We start from the raw sequence: 21,765 nt of genomic DNA on the forward strand, positions 1-21,765 counted from the left end.
TGTTGTAAACCACATCAAAGAACTAATCTTCCACACATACAATAATACAAAGCTTCTAGCCTCTTGCACTTGTTAGTTGAATCCGCGCATTCATAATCGAAGGAGATTATGTTTTAGGGGCGAATATCATAAATCAAGATGTATCTGACGTATATTTTGTTATCGAAAAAGATGGAATTCTAAGTTCTAGAGCCTCACTGGACGTAAGCATAGAACCTAATTTCTCTGTTGACTGGCAAAATGGTAAAGTTGTAGTTGAGAGATCAGGTATCCTCAGAGTTAAGAATCCGTACGTCGTGTTTAAACCAGATGATAGTTCACTTATTAGTGGACATTGGGCCATTAAAGAAGACGCTCGGATTGTCTTAAAGAATGGCGAATCAATTACAACCTTAGGAAGAGGTGTCACCGTCAATTTAGCTGCAGGCTCAAGCATTAACAATCTTCCGGTAGTGGAGGGTAATTTCACTCTAGAAGAAGGCGCTGAGCTCATACTAAACTCAGCGACGTTTACGACGAGTAATGACTTCTATGCTGGAGGCCGTCTAGGTGGACTAGATGGAACCATACAAGTCATTGGCACGCTATATAATGGAACACAAGGAGGGCTAACCAATGCAATTTTGACCGGAAACCTTACCATAAATGCCAATGGCGGCGTAGTAAGCACGGCATGGACCGCACCTGGTGATTCCCCCGGTACGATCACTATCAATGGAGATTTCACACAAACAGACACAGGTACACTTCAAATAGAAGTCTTCGGAGCCGAGGCAGGAACGGAATATGACCAACTCATAGTGAATGGAACAGCTACTTTAGGAGGTACCCTTCACATTATCCCCAATATAGATTTCCCTGACAGTTCACTCTTTGTACCTCTGGTTGCAACGACTGTTGAGGGAGTTTTCGATCGAATCATTGTTGAAAACAAATCGGCTCGTGAGACCTACGATGTTTCTAAGATGGAGACCGGTATCCAAATATCACCCACAACGCTTTCTGTGAGTTCCTTCGCCGAATTCCAGAATGCCCTCTTCTCCGATGACGACATCATAGACGAAACTATAGGATTAACCACATCCGATCCCGACGGAGACCAATTCTCCAACCTACTCGAATACGCTATGGACCTCAACCCCTGGGTAACCAATAAGAATCCGATGGAGGTGAACTTTGAACCGGCCGCAATCGAGGGATTCAGCCGAGTAAAAGTAAAGTTCCCCTGGGCCAAGGACATGACGGATGTGGACTATGTGATCCAGATCTCCCCCGACATGACCGTGTGGTCGGACTTGTCATCCACGGTCGAAGACACGATCGACGAAGGTACCCACGAACTGCTTACTGTGGGAGCAGACATCGATGTGGTTGTCACCGGAAGACTATTTGTGCGTGTGCTGGTCAACCAAAAAGAATTATAGGAGTAGCATGTCCTGAGTTTGTCGATGGGCTTTACGCCCCGATGCAATGCCTAAAATGCCAATCTGGGGATTGGCGTTCCCAGGAAAATCGCCCTTACAGTTTAAAGACAAAGCAAGAGATTAAGTAAGAGGATCTGCCTACGCACAAGGCTACGGCATGACAAGCGAGGATAATTATTATCCTGACACCTGGAAAAAGAAACCTTGTCCACTAAGAAAGTCCCCTCGCCTTTTTGATGGTTTCGTAGGCTTCGCTGACTTCCTTGAACTTTTCTTCGGCGAATTTCAGGAATTCTTCGGGGAGGCCTTTTGAGACAATTTTATCCGGATGAAACTCCATAACTTTTTCCCGGTAGGCTTTTTTGACTTCAGCATCCGTAGCTTCGGGGGTTAAGCCAAGAACAGAATAGGCAGGATCTGCGGACGGGGCGAGGCGAGCCTGTAATTCCTCAAAGAGATGAGGTGGGATGTTTAAGTAGCGGACCGCTTCTTCAAGCAGGCGTTTTTCCAGAGAATGGACGCTCCCGTCTGCTGCTGCGATTTGGAAAAGTATTTCGAAAAGCACCATGCGCATATGGGTATCGCGATGGAAATGGCGGGCAAATTCAGAAGCGTATTGACTGAACGATGACGCGTCATCTTTTGCCCGATTGAAAATATTAACCGCGAACATGCGAGCTTGTTTATCCAGGCGGAGGTGATCGCGCATGAATCCGTCCACAATTTTGATTTCGGCCTGGGTTACTTTACCGTCGGCCTTTGCCATTTTTCCCAACATGGCAAAAGTTGTGGCAAAAAACACAGCTTGCTTCTGCTCTTGATTCGTAAATGTGGCTTGACGAGCTCGGCCAGTTCCCTGGCGGGCATCAGCGGACACGCTTTCATCCAATTGAGAATCGACAAACAAGTGGCCTATAGATCCTCCGATTAATGCGCCAATCGGGCCGCCCATGAGCATTCCCATGCTTCCACCAATAATTTTTCCTATCCAAGACATATACTCAAATTTCTAACAATTAAAACCTGAGGCTATTTGGAGTCGGGAGGAGGCCGCTGCAAGGTTCTTTTAATGAGACAGAAAAACGCTCAGTAATGGATCAGCTTATTCCAATATCGATACGGGGTTGATTTCGGATATTTTCAGCCGTTTGGCTGGATATAAATTTTTAGGTAAATCGGCAAAATACCATTGAAATGCGTCCATTGACCGTGGAGGCTTTTTCAAATGCCCACTACCGAAAACCTACCTGGGGAAAGTGATATCAATAACCAGCTTCTTAGCCTCAATCAGGAACTAGGGAGACTGCAACGGCGGGCCATCCAATCAAATATACCCGTTGCCATAGTATTTGAGGGCGCTGATGGAGCCGGCAAAGGGAAACTAATCAATCAACTTCTATTGTCTCTCGACCCTCGAGGATTCAAAGTGTACCCAACCCATTCGGCAACTGACGAAGCCTTATTTAGACCACATTTGTGGCGATTCTGGTTAAAAACGCCCGCGCGAGGTCAAATGACGATCTATGATCGTTCCTGGTATCGGCATTTATTGGATGACCGGGTCGACGGCCTGGTAGCCGATGAGCGAGTTCCGGAAATCGCTCAAGAAATCACAGATTTTGAACGGCAACTTACAGCAGATGGGGTAGTACTTATAAAAATTTACCTGACTATTTCTGAAAAGAAACAGCATAAACGATTCAAAAAATTAGCGAAGAATCCTTCTACTTCATGGCGTGTAAGTAAAAAAGACTGGAAGCGCCATGAGCATTACGAGGATTACCGCGAAATGGTCGAAGACATGGTCAACTTAACGGACGCTGAAAACGCGCATTGGACAATGATTGATTCGAAGAAGATGAAATCGGCTTCTTTAGAGATAATGCAGCTGGTCAGAGACCAGCTTAATTCTGCCCTTGCGAGAAAAAAACTGGAAACAACGCCAAACATAACCCCCGATTTAAATTGGCGTTCCAATTCCAAGAAAGGCTTTTCCCTCGATGCGGTTGATTTATCTTTGGCCATCGCGACCAGAGAGTACAATAAAAAGCAAAAAGCCCTTAGTCAGCGTCTTTATGATCTTGGACATGAATTGCACCTGAGTCGCCGACCAGTAGTACTCGCCTTTGAAGGATGGGATGCTGCAGGTAAAGGGGGTGCGATTCGGCGCCTCGCAATGAGCCTGGATCCCCGGAGTTACGAGGTTATACCGGTCGCGGCGCCAAATAAACTGGAGAAGAACCATCATTATCTTTGGCGGTTTTGGAGGGATTTCCCCAAAGGTGGGCACATCGGTATCTACGATCGCAGCTGGTATGGGCGGGTTACGGTAGAACGATTAGAAGGGTTTTGCAGCGAAGCGGAATGGAAACGCGCTTACGAAGAAATCAACGAAATGGAAAGACACTGGTCCAATCATGGATCCATAATCTTAAAATTCTGGATTCACGTAAGTAAAGACGAGCAATTGAGGCGATTTGAAGCACGAAAGGAAAATCCGTACAAACAATGGAAAATCACTGAAGAAGATTGGCGAAATCGAGAAAAGTGGGATGCATACAAAATAGCCTTTGAAGACATGATAGATCTTACAAACAAACCAAACGCACCCTGGATTACCGTCGAAGGAAATGACAAACAGTATGCAAGAATTAAGATTCTTGAATCGACTGTAAAAGCCTTGGAAGCTGTTTTGTAGTGTTTCTTTATTAATTCCGGAACACTCTTCCCCATTCCGCTAACCAAACACTTAGTTAATGAAACATACCCTTCTATTTATCCTGATCACATTCTACTTAAGCTCGATTCAACTAAGCGCTGAGATCGTTATCATCGAGCTCATGGATGGGTATTCCATTAAAGGAGAAGTTCTTCAGAAAAAAAGGGACACTTATTTTGTCGATCTTGGTTACAGTATTGTCCAAATCCCCGAAAGCGCAGTCATCAGTGTGGTCACGGTAACCGGCGAAGGTTCAATCATTGAACTGGAGGCCGACACGCTTTTCAGTGAGAACTCCGGCAAACGTCCACAATCGGTTACAGAGCTCGTTGGGCAATACGGCGAAGGCGTTGTTCTGATTGAAACCAGTACGGGGTTAGGTTCTGGCTTCTTTATTCATGAAGACGGTTATCTCATTACCAACGAACACGTCATCAACGGTGAGCATGAGATTAAAGTCACTGTGTTCGAAGACAGGGAATCCGAGGGCAAAGAATTACAAAGAACCCTTTACGAAAATGTGGAAATTGTATCGGTTTCTCCAGAGTGGGACTTGGCACTGATCAAAATCCACAACACCGAAAAAACCTTTAAGGCATTGCCCATGGGTTCCGGCGGAGATCTTGAACAAGGACAAAGAGTCTTTGCTGTGGGAAGTCCTCTCGGATTCGAACGATCCGTGTCGGAGGGAATTGTAAGTCTTAAAAACCGGGTCATGCAGGGACGGCTGCTGATTCAAACAACGGCTGAAATCAATCCTGGCAATTCGGGTGGGCCACTGCTCAATCTTTACGGAGAAGTAGTGGGCGTTAATAATCTAAAAATCGTAGCCTTCGGTGCTGAAGGTCTGGGATTTTCAATTCCGTCAGAAATGGTGAAACTCTTTATTCAAAACCGCGATGCATTCGCGTTTGATCCTCGCAATCCAAACAACGGATTTCGTTATAACAAACCTCCCATCACCGTGCCTACAGATGACAACAACTAGGAAGCTTCGGGTTTCATGCACCCTTATCGCATGCGTTTTATTAAACAACTTCAGCGCTGCCAGCCGGAATGACTTCCCTGAACTGTACGGAGAAAACACGCTCCTTTATTTAGAAATCCCCAGCCTTCCAACGCTTCAGGAAAACTGGGATAAAAATCCGTTCAATGAGCTTTATCAGCGAGAGGATGTCCGTGAATTTATCGATGGATTGATGAAACAATTCCTTCCGGACATGGATAAAGAAAACGGCAAACCCTGGCTGGAAGATGAAAATGACGAGGCGATTTGGGAAGGCATGAAGGGTAGTCAGATTGTTCTCGGGATTTCACGTTTCGATTTGATATCCATGATCCCCAATCCCAAGACAGCAGAAGCAGATAAGGGCACAAAACAAAAGAAGGAGATCCCCGAACTGTGGCTGATTTTTGATTTCGAGGAGAAAGAACTTAAAGAAAGCCTTTTCGAAGACATGGAAGAGGAGGAGCATGAATATGTTGAATACGAAGGCTTCTACATCATGCTTTTGGAAGAAATGGTGGTCGCATATAACGATGATATCATTGGCATTACGAACACCGAAGAATCTGCCAGGAGTCTGATCGATCGCTATCTCGGCGAAAGCTCACAGCCTTCGTTGGCAGACAATCAAAATTTCCAAAGAAGCTTTTTGCGGCTCTACGAAACCAGTGAGATATTTTTTTATATAGACCTTAGCTTCATCAATGAGCTGGCTACCGAGGCAGCTGCGAAATATGAAGACCTTTATTCCCCCTTGGTTCAGTCCGGCCAATTGGCTCCGACCGAGAACATATTAAGAGCATTAGGCCTGCAAGCACTTCAGGGATTTTCCTTATCCATCGACCTTGAACCAACTCAAGAAAAGATGAGAAGTTTGATGCTCCTGGAGCCCAACGATGGATTCTTTGGCCGGATCATGGGGCACTATGGCAATTCCTTACCAGACACCAGTTTTCTTGGTGAGGATCTCAGCCAGGCAATGGCCAGCAGTTTTAATATCTCAGGCATGCTTCACGATTTTGAACAATTGGTGTTTTCCATTTCACCCTTTGGCGGACAAATTTACGCAGATCAAAAGTTGCAATACGAACAGAGGCTGAGCGTGCAATTCGATGAAGCCTTGATTGATAATTTTTCCAGCAGCTTATACATGGTATCGGGAGAAACTCCCAATACTGGAGCTACAAATCTTGGTGAGGAGTTTCAGGGCATGGAGAGTATTTTCGATCAAGGGAATACCTATATTTTAGGCATCAATGATCGTGTATCTCTCGAAGCACTCTTCGATAGTTTTCGAGCCACTTTCGATCCTCAAGGGTTTTACCTGAAAGAGGAATTCCTTGGTGCCAGCTATTACTCGATCAAGACTCCGGGCATGCCCTTCGGACCATCACTCTTTATTAGCGATCAACACATGATATACGAGCAAACGAACCCGGACTTCGGCAAATTGGTCATGTCGATGATGCAAAATCCGGGTGATCCCATTTTTGAACGGCGAGATGTGCGCGATGCCCTCAATGAATTGCCCTCCAATCCAATTGGGCTTACCTACTCGGATGCTCAAAAAATGCTGACTACCTTCACCAAAACGATTTCAAGTCTGCTTCCCCTAATTGCACAACAGGCAGCCTTGGATTCGGAAAATGGAGAAGGTTCGGATGCCTCGCTGGAAGATCTTCCGGAGCCTCCGATCATTGAAGATTTCGGTTATTTCACAATCACGACAACCTACAAGGAAAACAATGATATCTATCAAGAAGGCATTTTGCGCCCTAAAACCAAATAGATTCCTTGGACTTATCCTGCTTATCTTACCGGCAGCCAGCCTTGCGGTGCTATCGGGAGCAACTGTGGAAAAACCAAACGTTGCTATCCTCAAAGGACCCCATGTTACTACCCTCGATTGGAATACGCGAGCACCTCGTTTCGCCGATATTAACGGCGATGGCAAACAAGATATTGCCCTGATCAACAACGGTAAGGCCAAAATCGAATTCTTAATTCAGAAAAATGAAGAGACTCAGGTCCGAAAAATTGGAAACGCAACCAGCAGCAACAAATGGGAACCAAAACTGGAAGACGACTGGTTTGAAAAACGCTTCTTGGTCATCGAACAAACTGCCTATGATTTGGCACTCAACGATTTCAACAACGACGGACGCATAGACCTGGTTGTAACTGGCAACCGGGATTCCCTATCCATTTACCTTCAAGATAAAAAAGGTGAATTTGAACAGTCCTGGACTTACGATGAATTCACCCCGAAACAAAGGGGAGAAACCATCGTAGTCAGTGATCTCAACCAAGACGGAGAGCCAGACATAATGACGATCGGCACCGAAAAGATCCTTATTCTTTTAAAGGCAAAAAAGTCTCTGAACTTCGAAATCACGGAATATTACGTAGGAGAAAATGCAGCCTGGAACCTGCAAACAGCAGACCTTAATCTGGATGGATTACCAGACCTGATTTATTACCACTCAAACCAATCCGCCCAATTTCTGGCTGTTCGTCTACAAACCGAACCAGGTAAGTTCGGGCCGGAAATTCCAATAGACTTTGGTTCTGCCATCTTTAAACAATTACCGACCAGTAAGTCGGAAAAACCGAATTTTATTTTCTCCGAAAGTCGGACTGGTCAGGTCAAAACATTCTCCATTTCCCAGGAGAATGTACAGCAAAGCGATCCATTCAACGCACTCCAGACCTATACGTATCCGTTAAATTCAACCATTCGAAAATCCGCACTTTATACCTGGGGTGACTTGAATGGAGACAAGAGGACAGATTTGATTGTCGGAGATTCCGAAGGTGCCCAGATTCAGGTTTTCCTACAGGATAAATCGGGACTATTTTCCACCCAAAAAAACTTTCCCTCTTTTGCATTTCTCGACGGCGTCTCTGTTCTTCAACATCCAAAAACGAAGAAACCGGTTATTTTCCAGATTAGTCAAAAAGAACGGCTAGCCGGAATTTCTCAAATGACCAAAGAGGGTGAACTACCCTTTCCCACGCTCTTGCCGCTTGAGGGAGAACCAATCGCCATTCTCAACAACCACGAGGCCAGTAAAGATTTCCAAGGCTTGATTCTCATCGAAAAGCTCAAACGGGAATATCATTTAACCGAATACAACCTGGATAATGAAGGTGAGTGGAAAGCAACCAGAATATTAATAAAGGAACTAAAAAACGAACCACGCGGACTCGCGCTGGCTTACTTCGAAAAAGATACACCTTTTCTGGTCGTACTTGCTCAACGAGAAGGAGCAATTTTTCTTAAACAGGGAGAAGAAGGTTGGGAGGAAACCGGAACGGAATCGGCGCTACGCAAGACACTCCTCTACGATTTAGCATCAGACCGTATAAATTTTTCAGACATGAACGGTGATGGAATTGATGAGCTCTTTATCGCCGATACCGGATTCCTTCGTAAAATATCTTACGACACGAAAAAGGCTGATTTCATAATCGAAGAACAATTCAACACACCGAAGCGCAAACAGGACGCGCGCCTCCCAATTCCATATAAGAAAGAAGACACTCAGGGCATCGTTTACTTCGACCCCAAAGATGACCACATCTACTGGACGGGCAAAAGCGGAGTCTCACTCCTTCAAGGCAACAATCAAAAAGAGTTGCCACCATTGACTCCAATCATCGGCAGGCATATCGACCTTGGGAAGGGAAAGTCTGCCCTACTAATTGGAGGTGAGAAACGATTTTATCTTATTCCCGACGAAGGAGAATTATGGAATATCGACGTGGATAGTTCCTATTACGAACCAGAAACCGACGAAGTCCGGTACTCGTACCTGTTTGTTAGCAATCGGCTCGATAATGGAAAATCAGGTATCATTGGCATAGATCCTCAGGTTCACGTACTGGAGCTTTTTTCGCGGTCTCAAGAAAACGAATATTCTCAGGTGTTAGAATTTACCCTGTTCGATCAAACCGCCCAACGCGGAAACCAACAGGTAAATTACCAGCCAAGAGACGCCGGAATCAATGATCTCAACGGCGATGGCAGGGATGATATTGTTCTTTTGGTTCACGATAGGATGCTGATTTATTATTAGAGTATTCTTATTAAAATAGTCGCTGATTCAGGTAGGGCGGTTTGGCCCAAACCGCCAATTCCAAGACGGCTCGCTACCGCTACGCTCATCCGAGCTTCGCCGGACATGTCGGTCTCCGTGACTCGCAACGTTCCTGGACATGGCGTCGATGCAAGCATCGAGCCCTACGTAATCGATTGTACGAACATCCACGATTTACCCGCCGTAGGGTCAGTTGCTTGCAACTCGACCACCCGTAGTTGCTCCCTCCATAGCATCGATGCAAGCATCGAGCCCTACTCACTAAATTAAATCTGCAAAACCTTCGCGAAAAGTTGGAAACGCTGGCTGCCAGCCGGTCGCCGCCTTCAACTTCGCATTAGAAATAATTCGATGAGGCAATTTCCCATTGGGGAGATGGCGCTGCCGAATAGACTTCTCAGGATTGAAGCTCGGCATCGGTTGACCGGTCCTATTCGCAAGCCACTCAACCACTTCGCTTTTCAATGCAGGTTGATCGTCGGCTACATTATAAATGGTGTTGAGCACTGAAGCATCCGCACTCCAAAGTTTCCAAATCGCAGAGCAAATATCTTCGACCCGGATCAGGTTGAGGTAGTTTCCACCTTCGCCTGCTAATTCAGGTTCACCCGAAAGCACCTGATTCAACAGGTAGTGGCGATCCGGGCCATAGATGCCAGCAAGCCTAAGAATCGTCCAACCTGAAGGTCCGCTCAATTCCAACATTTCCTCCGCAGTTTTCAAAATCTCGGACGTTTCGGATTGAGCTTTAAAAGGAGTTTCCTCGTCAACCAGCTCACCATCAGTAAAGGGGTATACGCCGGTTGAACTGGTATAAATCAATCGGCCCTTGAAATCATCCGAACAAAAATGGAGCAACGAGTGCATACCTTCTATGTAGGCTCTCACATAACCGGGCACTCCACCTCCACCGGCACTGACGGCATTGAGAATGAAATCCACCGGACCTGAAACACTGCCATACCACAATTGCTGAACCAGGTCGGCTACGATCATTTCGTAACCCTCCTTCCGAAGGGCCTCCGCTTTCTCTTCGGATCTGGTTAAAGCGGTCACACGCATACCACGGTCAAGCGCCTGCCTGGCAACCCGGGTTCCAAGGTATCCCATTCCGCACACCAACAAATGCTTTCCTTTAAATTCTGCCTCCTCCGACATGGGGTTATGAAGGTGGAGTTTTTAAAAATCATCAAGTCCTACATGACCAAGCTTGAAAAGGCACCGTGTTTGAGTTGAAAATTCTACTCATGGGAAAATCGGCACTCTTTATATTCACCGATGGAATCGAAGAACTGGAAGCAGTAGCTCCTCTGGACATCCTTCGCAGGAGTGGAGTCACTTGCACCAGCGCTTCTCAAACAGCCAATCTGGAGGTAACTGGCAGGAATCAGATCATCCTCAAAGCCGATTGTTTGTTGGAGGACATATTAAACCAGTCATTCGACCTCCTGGTAATTCCTGGCGGCCCCGGAGTGTTTACGCTGAGAAAGGATCCGAGGATTGTTCAAATAATCCAGAACCACTCGGAGTCGGGAAAACAAATAGCGGCAATTTGCGCTGCTCCCACTTTATTAAAGGATGCCGGGATTTTGGAAAACAAAGCTTACACGGCGCACTTTACGGTCGCTGATGAATTGCCGGAAATCATCGAAGCAGCAGCGGTGGTCGTCGATGGTAACGTGATCACGTCCCGGGGAGCTGGAACTGCGATCGAGTTCGGGTTGAAGCTCGTCGAAATTCTTTGCGGAGTCGAGGTAGCCAACGACGTCGCTGAAAGTATCCATTTTCGCCCTGAATCGTCCGTCCGTTGAAAATATCGTTTCAAAATGTAGGAGCGGCTTTACGCCGCGATTGCTCTCCGACGGAGAAATCAAAGCCTACAATCGCCACTGAACCATGTGTGCCAAATCTTTCCTACAGAGTCAGGCTTGATCGCGACCAGGTTCTCAATCATCGCCACGGCTTCACCCTGGTCGAAATGATGGTAGCCATCACTATCATCGCCATTCTGTCAGGTGTTCTTTTTACAGCGTTCAATCAGAATCAAAATGCGCCGCGTCTGGACACCGCCCAAATGATCCTTAGTCAGGCGTTTTCAAATGCACGTTCTCAGGCAATCTTGAAGCAAAATAATGCACGCCTGATTATCTACAGTTCGGAACCGACAAATGAAGAAGAGGCCGATAAGTTTCTGCGCTACTTCGGCGTGGTGGTCGAAACCGCACCCGGTTCCGAGCAATGGGAGATGTCGCTAAAAGGAGAATATCTTCCCGAAGGTATTTATTTTATCCCGGACAGCACTGGCGAAAAAATTGTTTGGAATGACGACCAACCGACTTCCAAAAACAATCACCAATCCATGAATCTCCGGTTTCCATCCATTCAAGCTGAAGCAGTCGGGGACGGACCGGAATGGAATTACTTTGAGTTTAAAAGCACGGGCAGGATGAGTGGACTAAACAACAAAGTCGTATTGGCAGAAGGAAGTTCGCAGGAACTGAAACCAGAATTCCCCTCACCGACCGCTATTTTAGGTATGGTCTTTAACAGTTATGGTTTGCATTTCCCATTGGACGAGGAGGAATCACTTTGAAAAATCCCGGGTTCTCACTGGTAGAAGTTATTCTCTCCCTGGGAATTCTCTCGGTTGCTCTCCTGATAGTATTTGCGGTTCTTACCCCTTTTCTTTCACAGACAGGAGAAGTAGTTGAGGTCACCACTATAAATCGGATAACTGATCGCATTTCGGCCGAAGTAGAGCAGCTCTCATTTTCGGAACTCATTACTATTCTTAACCAAGAAACCGCGCTCTTCGCATCCAAGGAGGGAGATCGACTCACCCTCGCTAATGACCCTGAGATTGAAACCTTACTTCCCGAGCCAGACCGGCAATTTGGAGTTACATTGAAAAGGAACCTGGACTTATCCCCTACCAGTAGAGACGCCACCGCTGGATACTTGGCCTTTCAGGTCAAAATCGAGCGCATTGTCCACGCCCCTGATGGAACTCGCATTGATAGTCCGCTGAATCATACACTGGCCGTGTTCAATAAAGCCTTAACCCGGAAGCAGCAGTGAAACAGATTCGTATTGCTTGCACTAAAGGGTTTACTGTTCTCGAACTGCTCGTAGCGAGTACTGTCTCGATTATCCTTATTGGGCTATTCCTGACTGTTACAACCAACATACTGGATGCTTGGGGTCAAAGTAGAGACAGCCTTTCTTCCAACGCCAAAGCCCGCATAATTCTAAACACACTTTCCGTTGATTTAGAATCGGCTATCATGCGCGACGACAAGGGTGTATGGTTAGCTTGTGATTTATTAACGACTACGTCTGTTTCCGGGAAATGGAATCAAGCAAGCAATCAAAAACCTGCCGACGATCGATCTTTGGAAATTGATTTTGAGGACGAAAGTTTAACCGCCAATGATTATCGCTTTGGAGTCGCTGGTAATTGGATACGATTTTTTGCAAGCGCAGCAGATGCTTCAGTATCGGGAGATTTTGGCGATGTGAATGCAATTGCCTATCAGTTGATTCGCCGTGAACCGCGTAGCACATCAAGCAGCGCGGATGAGAGTTACAACTTCTACCGATCCATTGTTCGCTCCGATTACACCATGGAAGAAGTCGTCGAAGATGAGGGGTTTTTTATTGATGAATTCGACGGTTCCGAATTTGAGGGTCATCCTGGAGAAATCGTTTCTCCAAGAAACGATGCCAGCCTGCTGGCGCGGGATGTTGTCGATTTCGGAGTTATCCTCTACGAGATCGACGATGCGGGCCAGAATCGTGTGTTATTCCCGAAACAAGGTGGAACAATGGAGTTCCGTGTGCCTGCTGACGGAATACCTACCTCAGCTGATATTTTTGTGCGGATCCTGGATGAAGAAGGAGCAAAACAGATAAACGCATTCGAACGCGGATTGATTCCGAATGATGATCCAGATTTCTGGTGGGATACCGTGATTAAGTTTTCCACCGTATACTCCAAACGAGTTTACTTTAAGGCTCAGCCACTGTGAACACCGACAACACACATTCAGAAAAAATCAAAGAAAGAGGATTCGTTCTGGTACTCACACTTGCCCTGCTTAGTTTTCTACTACTACTGGTGGTAACTCTTGCGAGCACTCTACGCATAGAAACACAAACCTCCTTCAATAACACACAATGGAACAACGCCCGACAAAATGCACTCCTCGGACTCAATGTGGCCCTGGGACAATTACAAGAGCTTGCGGGGCCTGATCAACGAGTAACTGCTACCGGTGGCATTGTGAGTAATAAATACAGCCTTCCTAATGGCCACGATTATTGGACCGGCGTTTGGGATGCTTCAAATGGAAATTTTAAGGGTTGGCTAACCAGTGACTTCATTGAATCCGAGCTCGAATCAGCAATAACCAAAACCGTTCCTGAACCTAACCCATCCAGCGTTTCAGTGTGGTTAGTTAATCGAAGCGTCTCAACGGAAGATTCCAAAAATGAAGATAAACAAATTTCGATAAACAAACAACCCATACATACCACCGACGTTCCCGGATTTTCTGAAACAGAGAGAGTCACCACAGGCAATTATGCCTATTGGATATCCGATGAAGGGGTTAAAGCGAGTGCCCTCAAAACAGAGCTACCCATTCCAGGCCAACTGAACGCGGCTGAGCGAAACCGAATACGCCAATTAAGCAATCGAATGACAGATTTGAAAAAAATATCCAGTCGAGTGGATGTAGATAAAACTCCTGAAATTGATTACCTGTTCACCTTCGATCAACTGGACGGCATTTTCGGTTTTTCAGAGAAATCTTTAAATGAGAACTTTCACAATTTAACCCCCTCTTCTCTTGGTGTTCATGCCAGCACTCTTAATGGTGACGGCGGCGGATTGAAGGACGATCTTTCTCAACATGAATCCATGATCGATGGGACCTTATCCGTAAATAACGACCTGGCCGACTACTGGGAATTTCACGAGAAAAGTGACTATGTTGAAATCAGAGGCAGCTCGCTCGGTGGAGGAGAACCTCACTTTCCAATTCCATTGGTGGTACCTGAATTCTCTTTAAGATTGGGATTCGCAAGAAACAGCAGCGACAACGGACAAATATCCATTGATCTGAATATTCAAGCCGATCTCTGGAACCCATTCACCCTACCCGTCCATTCAATTCCCGAAAATTCAACTGAAGAACCTGCACTGTTTTTTCAAATAACAGGTCTTCCTTCGTTTGAAGTGATTTACAGTACGGACGATGGTATCGAACGAGCAACGTTCACCCTAAGTGCGACCGAGCCAGACAGTGATCCAGAGGATCCCCTTTCATTTAAGATCGTTCCACTTAGAGAATACCAAGCTGGAGAAATTTCACATGTCAGCCATACTTTTCGCTTCTTCAGTGAGGAGCGATTCATCGATGCAACGCCAGGTGATCCCACCGACGATCGTTTCACAATAACAACGTCCGCTTCCCATTTAAACGTAACGCTTTTTGATAAAGATGAATTGGTATTACAGGATTTCGTTCAGGTTCCCTTCTCGGAGATTCAATCAGCTGAAGAAATAGGAATGCCCAGGGTGGCTGCGGACGAAACACTCGCCGTTTCGGAAATGCCGATCCGTTTTTGGTTTCGTTTTTTAGATGAAGGGCCAGCGTTGGAAGATTGGTCCACCCAGCTGGACCCACGAGGACCAAGGTTTAATTTCGATAGTGATTCAGACGTTGGTTTTTTAATCGAGGTAGGTGCGGACATCTACTCAGGGTCTGATGCCGATGATTTTATTACTTCGGGTGAGTTTTTCTCCGCATCTGATAACTCAATTGAGACGAATGATCAGTATCGTTTTTTCGATTTACCAACACTTGAACCGATCTCAATCGCATCTTTGAGGCATCTAGCTTTTGACGAACAAAAAGCAAACTTTCTGGGCAACCCAGAGGCTGAGAATCTAAACCGTGTGTTTGATGAATGGTTCGTCTCAACTCTGCCAAATACTCAAAGTGAGGCTGAGGATCTCATTGATAAAGCCGTCGGCATTAACAAACGACCGTTCCTCAATCCCCATACTTTGATACCAGGCGATACGGAAGTAGCTGAACTTTACGGTTCAACCGAAATCGCGAAAGAGGCTTTGTTGTTCGGTGCGTTCAATATCAACTGCACTTCTCCGGAAGTCTGGGAAACGATTCTATCAGGTAATGACATTGATCCATGGGTGGACGCGGATAGCGATCTTGAGAATCCTTTCTTTCGGCATCCGTTCACGGCAGACCTTTACCATAAGAATCCGACCATTAGACGCAGCTGGTATAAAACTCACGGTGACATTGATTGGGTGGCGACCTACACAGTTGGTGTTAGAGAAATTACAGACGATCAATTGAAAGATTTAGCCAAGGAAATCGTAGATCAAATTCTGTCCTGGGAATCGCCAGCCAAGTCAGTATCTGAGTTTCTAAACCGGGGCATTCTGGCAAATGCTATTGATAAAACCAACATCAACACCACGACCAGTAGTACCTACGAAAACGCTACCAGCTCGACACGTATTCCGAGGAACTCTTCAGCCTTCCTCAATCAAGCTGATATCCTAAACACCATCGCTCCCTTCATTCAGGCCCGTTCGGACACCTTTCGTATACGGGCTTATGGCGATGCCATCAATCCCGTAACGGGCAAACTTGAAGGTCGCGCCTGGTGCGAAGCTTGGGTTCAACGGACGCCCGAGCTTATCGATAATTCAAAGGACATTCGAAACTCCGCAGATGGCTTGGGAAGGAAGTTTAAGGTTGTTCATTTCAAATGGCTCGACGAATCACAAATCTGATACTGTTAACCTGCTTGGTCCTGGGATGTTGCTGGCAAGCAATTGCCCAACCCGGTTCTTCAACTACCCGGTCGCTCAACTTTTGGGCCTACCAAACCGGTGAGGCAAATTGGTCAAACATCCGATTCGAAATAAGTAATGGTGAGGTAGCCACCCTGAACCTGGGCAAATTCATCAAAAGCCGAGTTTACGAATATGAAGGACCTAATCAATTGGTGTTCTTTCGTGAAATCTCGGATCCTGTTCCACAAGATCCAACTCGAATAAAACGTATGCCCATCGGTGGCGTTACCATTCCAGCAAACGTCCAAGAAGCCATTCTGGTTTTCGCGCCTTCGCCGACAAACTCCCCAGCCGAATTTTCCATAACGGTCATCGCGGCAGACGCCGAAGATTTCCCAAAAAACAGCTTGCGGGTTCTCAATAAAACGGGAGTACGATTGGCTGGAAAAGTCGGACAAGAAAACCTCTATTTTGAAAATGGCATTTCGAAACCGCTTGATTTTCGAGACTATTTTGACGGAGGTATTCCTGTCGCATTTTTAGTTGAGACCGAAGAAGGTCCCAAATTCGTATTCGAAAAGAAACTGGAATACGCAGCTAACCGAAGAGTGATTCTTCTCCTCCAACCTCCGCTACGAAAAGGATCTTACAAGATACAAGTCACCAACCTGATTGAGGTGGTTGATAAATAGTTTGGATATTGAGAAGGTGGAGGTAACCACAAAAAGCCTGATTCACTTGCGATAGACACTGCCAATCCAGAACTCAACGGTACTTCATAGAATCAATTTTAACCGGAGGGTTTTGTGAATCTTGTGCGTTTTGTGGTTAATCAAGAAACAGAATCAGGGATTGAAAGGTAAACCTAATCCGAGACACTAACCCCCATGAATCCCAATCATTTTGACTACTTGGTAATTGGTGGAGGCAGTGCAGGTTATGCAGCTGCAAGAACGGCACGTGAAGTTGTTGACCGTGTAGCCATCGTAGATGGTTCCGAACACCTGGGGGGCTTGTGTATCCTAAAAGGCTGTATGCCTTCCAAAACGCTCATTTATTCGGCGGAGGTTTTGCATCATGCAAAACAGGGTAATCTATTCGGTTTGAATATCCCTGAAGCCAAGGTGGACATGAAGGCTCTGCATCAGAGAAAAGTGGATACCATCAAGGAATTTTCTGAATACCGGGTAGAGGGGATTGAAAGCGATCGATTTACGCTTTTTAGAAATCGAGCCGAATTTACAGGTCCCAATTCCGTCAGGTTGGATGATGGCCGCGAGCTAACCGCAGACAAGATCATGATCTCGACAGGCTCGGTGGTTCAGGTTCCACCCGTTCCAGGTCTGGCAGATCTGGAAGGTGTTTGGACGAGTGACGACGTGCTGGATCTCGATTTTCTACCGGAATCAGTGACCGTCTTGGGCGGCGGAATAGTAGCCAGCGAGCTGACCCAGTTTCTTAATCGTGTAGGCTCCAAAGTCATTCAGATCCAACGCAGTGAACACATTTTGAAGGAAGTTTCACCCGAAGCTTCAACCGTTATTGAGAAAGTGTTTCGTAACGAAGGCATTGAACTATATACAGGAACGTCTATCCAATCGATCTGCAAATCGGATGAAGGGTTTGAAGTTACGTTTGAGCAGAACGGAGAGGTCATTACCAGAACTGCCCGACACCTGTTCAACGCATTAGGCCGTGTTCCGAACACAAAAAACCTAAATCTGGAAGCAGTCGGCGTAAGCTTGCGGAAAACGGGTCACATCAAGACAGGTCCATTCAACCAAACCGATAACCCGAATGTGTATGCGGCAGGTGATGTCGCTGGTCCGGTGGAGATTGTCCATGTCGCAATTATCCAAGGTGAGGCTGCGGCCAAACATGCAACTGGAAGAAAAGTGCGCGAACCTTCTGACTGGGATTTTCTCGGTGTTATATTTACTGATCCACAGATAGCTGTGGCTGGGAAAAATGAGGCCATGTTGAAAGCTGAAGGAATTGACTTTGTAAGTGCTGATTATCCGTGGGACGATCATGGAAAATCCATCCTAATGGAAGCCAAGCATGGTTTTGTTCGGCTATTCGCAGACCGAAGCGGGAAAATTCTTGGAGCAGAAATCGTGGGTAAAGATGCAGGCGAATTGATTCATGCGTTTTCGGTGGCCATCAGTTTGAAGGCAAGCGTAGTCGACCTCTTGAATGCACCTTGGTACCACCCTACTCTATCAGAGATGGTGACCTATCCACTGGAAGAGATCGCGGAGGAATTGGGATTGGCGTACTGATTTTATAGGCAGTTGCTTTTACAATACTTGCTCGAAAGGTAGGGTTGCGCCATGGTAGTACCGCCGGACCTGCCCTGATGTCGGCATAGCCGGAGGCTATGGCCCTACCCTAAAATAGCGGAATTATTTTAAACATAACTCACTCCTCGAAATACATATACTTCAACTCACGCATATCCGTTGGAGTATCGGGCCAATTTTTCAACCTTGGATCTACCAGATAATTTCGTGTGTAAAAATAGATCGGCATGACAGGAAGCTCATCGAGCAATATAGCCTCAGCTTCCTGAATAATTTTCATCCGTTCCGAAGGTTCAATGGCAACGGTAGACAGTTGATAAAGCTGATCAAAAATTCTGTTCGACCACCCGGTTGGGTTGTTTCCTGAGTCACTGGTAAAGAGACTCATATAACCGCCGTAGTCGGTATCCGATCCCCAGCCAGATCTTGCAATTTGAAAGTCACCGGAAGACCTGGTATCCAGAAACACCTTCCACTCCATATTGATGAGTTCAATATTCACACCCAATTCAGATTTCCACATCTGCTGAATTGCCTCTGCAATTTTCTTATGATTATCAGCCGTGTTGTAGATGAGTTCCAATGTCGGAAGTCCCTCACCTCCAGGATAGCCAGCTTCGGCTAACAATCGACGTGCTTCATCCAAATCTTCTGACACTGAAGCAGTTGGAACATAATTGTTGGCCTTCGGTGGCACGTAGGAAAACGCAACCTGCTCTCCACCTTGTGTCACTTTCTCAACAATGTCTTTTCTATTAATCGCCATACTCAGAGCCTTTCTGATCCGCGGATCGTCCAAGGGTGGCTTGTTCACATTGAAGACATAGAAGTAAATGGCGAAGATCATGTGGTTGTGATAATCGGGTGGCAGCGTTTTCTCGAGCTGCATGATTACGTGCAATGGAATGTGAAGCGCGACGTGCACCTGACCACTTTCATAGGCGCGGTACTGTGTTTCAGTATTCTCGATAGGATGAAAATGTACCTGGTTCAATCGAACCGTATCACGATCCCAGTAATGGGGATTGGGCTCCATGGAAACCACTGTGTTAACGCCCCACTTGGTAAGTTGGAATGCACCATTGCCGACAAAGTTTTCCGGTCTCATCCAGGCAGTGCCTCGTTCGTCATAGTCTCCGTGCGCTTCAACCGTATGTTTATGCATTGGATAAAAACTAGGTTGATCCAAATAGTTGAGGAGGACGGGATTAGGATGATCCAAATGAATTTCAAAGGTAAAATCATTAGGCGAACTGAATCCCACTTCGCCAAAGTCAGTTATCTCCCCACTGTTATAAGCAATAGCGTTCGTGACTGTTTGAAAGAAATACTCGATGTAGGTATTGCCCAGTTTGGGTGAAAGAACCCGCCGCATGGCATAATGAAAATCAAAAGCGGTTACTCTATCCCCATTGGACCATTTAAGATTCTTCCGTAAATGAAACGTGTAGGTTTTCCCATCCTCACTGATATTCCAACTTTCAGCGGCAGCAGGAACCATTTTCAGACTGACGGGATCCATGGCAACGAGTCCCTCAAACAGGTTTTGGAGAATTCTCATCTCAACAGTCCCGGTAACAATATGGGGATCGAGCGATTGAGGTTCTGCACCACTAGCAATGTGAAGGACCTGATCTCTTACACCTGCTTCCACAGCCGTTTCTCGCGGCTTGCAAGCGATGAAAACTGTCAACCCTGCCAGACAAAGACTCAGTCGAAGAACAACTGATTTCAAAGTTTTAAAATTAATCATTCCTCCAAATAAACGTCCTTGAGAGACCTTTGATCGACCGCGTTGTCGTACCAATTTTTAACCCGCGTATCTACCATATAATTACTCGTATAATGGTAAATGGGTGCAGCCGGCATTCCCTTTAACATGATCTCTTCAGCCTGTTGGATGGTTTTCATTCTCAACTCGGGATCCATCATTGAAAACGACTTTAGATACAGGTCTTCAAATTCCGGATTTGACCACCCGGAATCATTGTTGCCGGAGTAGTCGGAAAAGAGGTCCAGATAGCTTGCGTAGTCAATACCTCCAACCCATCCCTGTCGGGCAATTTGAAAATCGCCTTCATCTTTTGCGTCCAAATAAACCTTCCATTCCATGTTCACCAGCTCCACGTCTATGCCTAACGCTTTGTTCCACATTTGATGAATGGACTCAGCGATACGGCGGTGGTTATCAGCTGTATTATATAAAATGCTTAACGATGGAAAATCTTTTCCCCCTGGATAACCAGCTTCGGCAAAGAGTTGACGCGCTTTCTCAATATTTTCTTCAACCTTGTATGCGGGAATGTAACCATTCGCGCCAGGAGGCACAAAGGAAAACGCAGGCTGCTCTCCACCTTGCGACACTTGCTCCACAATTGCTTTTCGATCAATCGTCATCGCGAGAGCCAACCGAACCAGCGGATCATCGAGAGGTGGTTTCTTGGTATTAAAAATATAGTGATAGGTTCCCAAATAGAGATTGCTTCTGTAATCAGCTGGTCGTTTTTGCTCCAATTCATGAATTACGTGTTGAGGTAAATCAGGAGCTACGTGAACCTGACCATTTTGATAGGCACGATAAGCGGTATCAAAACTCTCAATCGCGTAAAAATAAGCCTTGTTCAGTCGGACTGCTTCTCGATCCCAATAATACGGATTTGGCTCCAACAGGATGTGAGTATTAGTAATCCATTCTTTAATAATAAACGGACCATTGTTAACCATGTTTTCGGAGGTAAACCAACTCGTGCCCCGTTCATCTATCTCACCAAAACGCTCAATATTTGCCTTCTGAACCGGGTAAAAAATGGGGTATTCCATATAATAAAGGAGTACGGGATTCGGCGCATCCAAAAAGAGTTGAAAGGTAAAATCATCTACAACTTTCGCTCCAACTTCTGAAAAATCTGTTTCCTCACCTTTGTTGTATTCAATGGCATTGGTAATTCCCTTGAATTGCTGAATGTAGGGCGTCCCCAATTTAGGCGAAAGGACCCGCTTCAAACTGTAGTAAAAATCATGGGCGGTCATCTGTTCGCCATTGGACCACTTCAAGTTCTTGCGAAGAAAAAAAGTATAGGTCTTTCCATCGTCAGAGATTTCCCAACGTTCTGCCGAACCGGGAATTGGTTTTAGCGTCTGAGGGTCAATATCGACCAATCCTTCGAATAGGTTTTCGAGAATGCGGATTTCAGGGACACCACTCACCAAATGAGGATCGAGCGTCTGTGGTTCTGCTCCATTTGCTATATGGAAAATTTGGTCTCGAACCCCAGCATCGACGGCCTTTTCGCGCTTACCACAAGCAGTTATCAGAAAACAGGAAACCAGAAGGCCAAAGCACAGGCAGATGCGTGAGATCATGGCGACAAATCCTAG

At 46.0% G+C, this 21,765-nt stretch carries 16 protein-coding genes; 12 read left to right on the plus strand and 4 right to left on the minus strand.

The annotated features are described in order from the left end of the window. The first annotated feature begins 296 nt into the window (after positions 1-296). Positions 297-1,424: a hypothetical protein gene (locus O3C43_13985; protein ID MDA1067601.1), complete on the plus strand. Its 1,128-nt coding sequence runs from the start codon at positions 297-299 to the stop codon at positions 1,422-1,424. A 211-nt stretch (positions 1,425-1,635) separates the two neighbouring features. Here the strand turns inward: O3C43_13985 and O3C43_13990 are convergent, their stop codons facing one another. Continuing rightward, positions 1,636-2,421 carry a TerB family tellurite resistance protein gene (locus O3C43_13990; protein ID MDA1067602.1) on the minus strand — a complete coding sequence of 262 codons (786 nt, stop codon included), beginning with the start codon at positions 2,419-2,421 and terminating at the stop codon, positions 1,636-1,638. Between the two features lie 228 nt (positions 2,422-2,649). On the opposite strand from O3C43_13990, the gene pap reads away from it, so the two are divergent. From pap to O3C43_14010, 4 genes are read left to right on the plus strand one after another with little or no spacing between them, the layout of a single operon-like run. Beyond that, the gene (gene pap, locus O3C43_13995) at positions 2,650-4,122 is read left to right on the plus strand and encodes a polyphosphate:AMP phosphotransferase (protein MDA1067603.1); all 1,473 of its coding nucleotides are present in this window, start codon (positions 2,650-2,652) and stop codon (positions 4,120-4,122) included. Positions 4,123-4,180: 58 nt separating this feature from the next. Next, positions 4,181-5,131, plus strand: coding sequence for a trypsin-like peptidase domain-containing protein (locus tag O3C43_14000; GenBank protein MDA1067604.1), 951 nt, complete (start codon positions 4,181-4,183; stop codon positions 5,129-5,131). Then, positions 5,118-6,938, plus strand: coding sequence for a hypothetical protein (locus O3C43_14005; GenBank protein MDA1067605.1), 1,821 nt, complete (start codon positions 5,118-5,120; stop codon positions 6,936-6,938). Before O3C43_14000 ends, O3C43_14005 begins: the two co-directional genes overlap by 14 nt. Then, positions 6,895-9,228: a VCBS repeat-containing protein gene (locus O3C43_14010; protein ID MDA1067606.1), complete on the plus strand. Its 2,334-nt coding sequence runs from the start codon at positions 6,895-6,897 to the stop codon at positions 9,226-9,228. The genes O3C43_14005 and O3C43_14010 overlap by 44 nt, the downstream gene beginning before the upstream one ends. Positions 9,229-9,510: 282 nt before the next feature. On the opposite strand, the gene O3C43_14015 is transcribed toward O3C43_14010, so the two are convergent. Continuing rightward, positions 9,511-10,407, minus strand: a complete 897-nt coding sequence (locus O3C43_14015; protein ID MDA1067607.1) for an NAD-dependent epimerase/dehydratase family protein — start codon at positions 10,405-10,407, stop codon at positions 9,511-9,513. Between the two features lie 89 nt (positions 10,408-10,496). Here O3C43_14015 and O3C43_14020 point away from each other — a divergent pair, with 89 nt between their 5' ends. From O3C43_14020 to O3C43_14050, 7 genes are all read left to right on the plus strand, one after another. After that, on the plus strand, positions 10,497-11,060 hold the full coding sequence (locus O3C43_14020) for a DJ-1/PfpI family protein (protein MDA1067608.1): 564 nt from the start codon (positions 10,497-10,499) through the stop codon (positions 11,058-11,060). Between the two features lie 89 nt (positions 11,061-11,149). Continuing rightward, on the plus strand, positions 11,150-11,842 hold the full coding sequence (locus tag O3C43_14025) for a prepilin-type N-terminal cleavage/methylation domain-containing protein (protein MDA1067609.1): 693 nt from the start codon (positions 11,150-11,152) through the stop codon (positions 11,840-11,842). After that, positions 11,839-12,327 carry a prepilin-type N-terminal cleavage/methylation domain-containing protein gene (locus tag O3C43_14030; protein ID MDA1067610.1) on the plus strand — a complete coding sequence of 163 codons (489 nt, stop codon included), beginning with the start codon at positions 11,839-11,841 and terminating at the stop codon, positions 12,325-12,327. Before O3C43_14025 ends, O3C43_14030 begins: the two co-directional genes overlap by 4 nt. Continuing rightward, positions 12,324-13,277, plus strand: a complete 954-nt coding sequence (locus O3C43_14035) for a hypothetical protein (protein MDA1067611.1) — start codon at positions 12,324-12,326, stop codon at positions 13,275-13,277. The genes O3C43_14030 and O3C43_14035 overlap by 4 nt, the downstream gene beginning before the upstream one ends. Next, positions 13,274-16,081: a hypothetical protein gene (locus O3C43_14040; protein MDA1067612.1), complete on the plus strand. Its 2,808-nt coding sequence runs from the start codon at positions 13,274-13,276 to the stop codon at positions 16,079-16,081. The genes O3C43_14035 and O3C43_14040 overlap by 4 nt, the downstream gene beginning before the upstream one ends. Beyond that, complete coding sequence (locus tag O3C43_14045) at positions 16,057-16,776, plus strand: hypothetical protein (protein ID MDA1067613.1); 720 nt, start codon at positions 16,057-16,059, stop codon at positions 16,774-16,776. Before O3C43_14040 ends, O3C43_14045 begins: the two co-directional genes overlap by 25 nt. Positions 16,777-16,971: 195 nt before the next feature. Then, complete coding sequence (locus O3C43_14050) at positions 16,972-18,366, plus strand: FAD-dependent oxidoreductase (protein ID MDA1067614.1); 1,395 nt, start codon at positions 16,972-16,974, stop codon at positions 18,364-18,366. 139 nt (positions 18,367-18,505) lie between these two features. Here O3C43_14050 and O3C43_14055 read toward each other — a convergent pair whose 3' ends face one another. Next, complete coding sequence (locus tag O3C43_14055; protein ID MDA1067615.1) at positions 18,506-20,122, minus strand: peptide ABC transporter substrate-binding protein; 1,617 nt, start codon at positions 20,120-20,122, stop codon at positions 18,506-18,508. A gap of 14 nt (positions 20,123-20,136) precedes the next feature. Beyond that, positions 20,137-21,750 (minus strand): peptide ABC transporter substrate-binding protein, encoded by a 1,614-nt coding sequence (locus O3C43_14060; protein ID MDA1067616.1) that lies wholly within the window; start codon positions 21,748-21,750, stop codon positions 20,137-20,139. Positions 21,751-21,765 lie beyond the last annotated feature (15 nt).

Source organism: Verrucomicrobiota bacterium (assembly GCA_027622555.1).
Taxonomy (GTDB): Bacteria; Verrucomicrobiota; Verrucomicrobiia; order Opitutales; family UBA2995; genus UBA2995.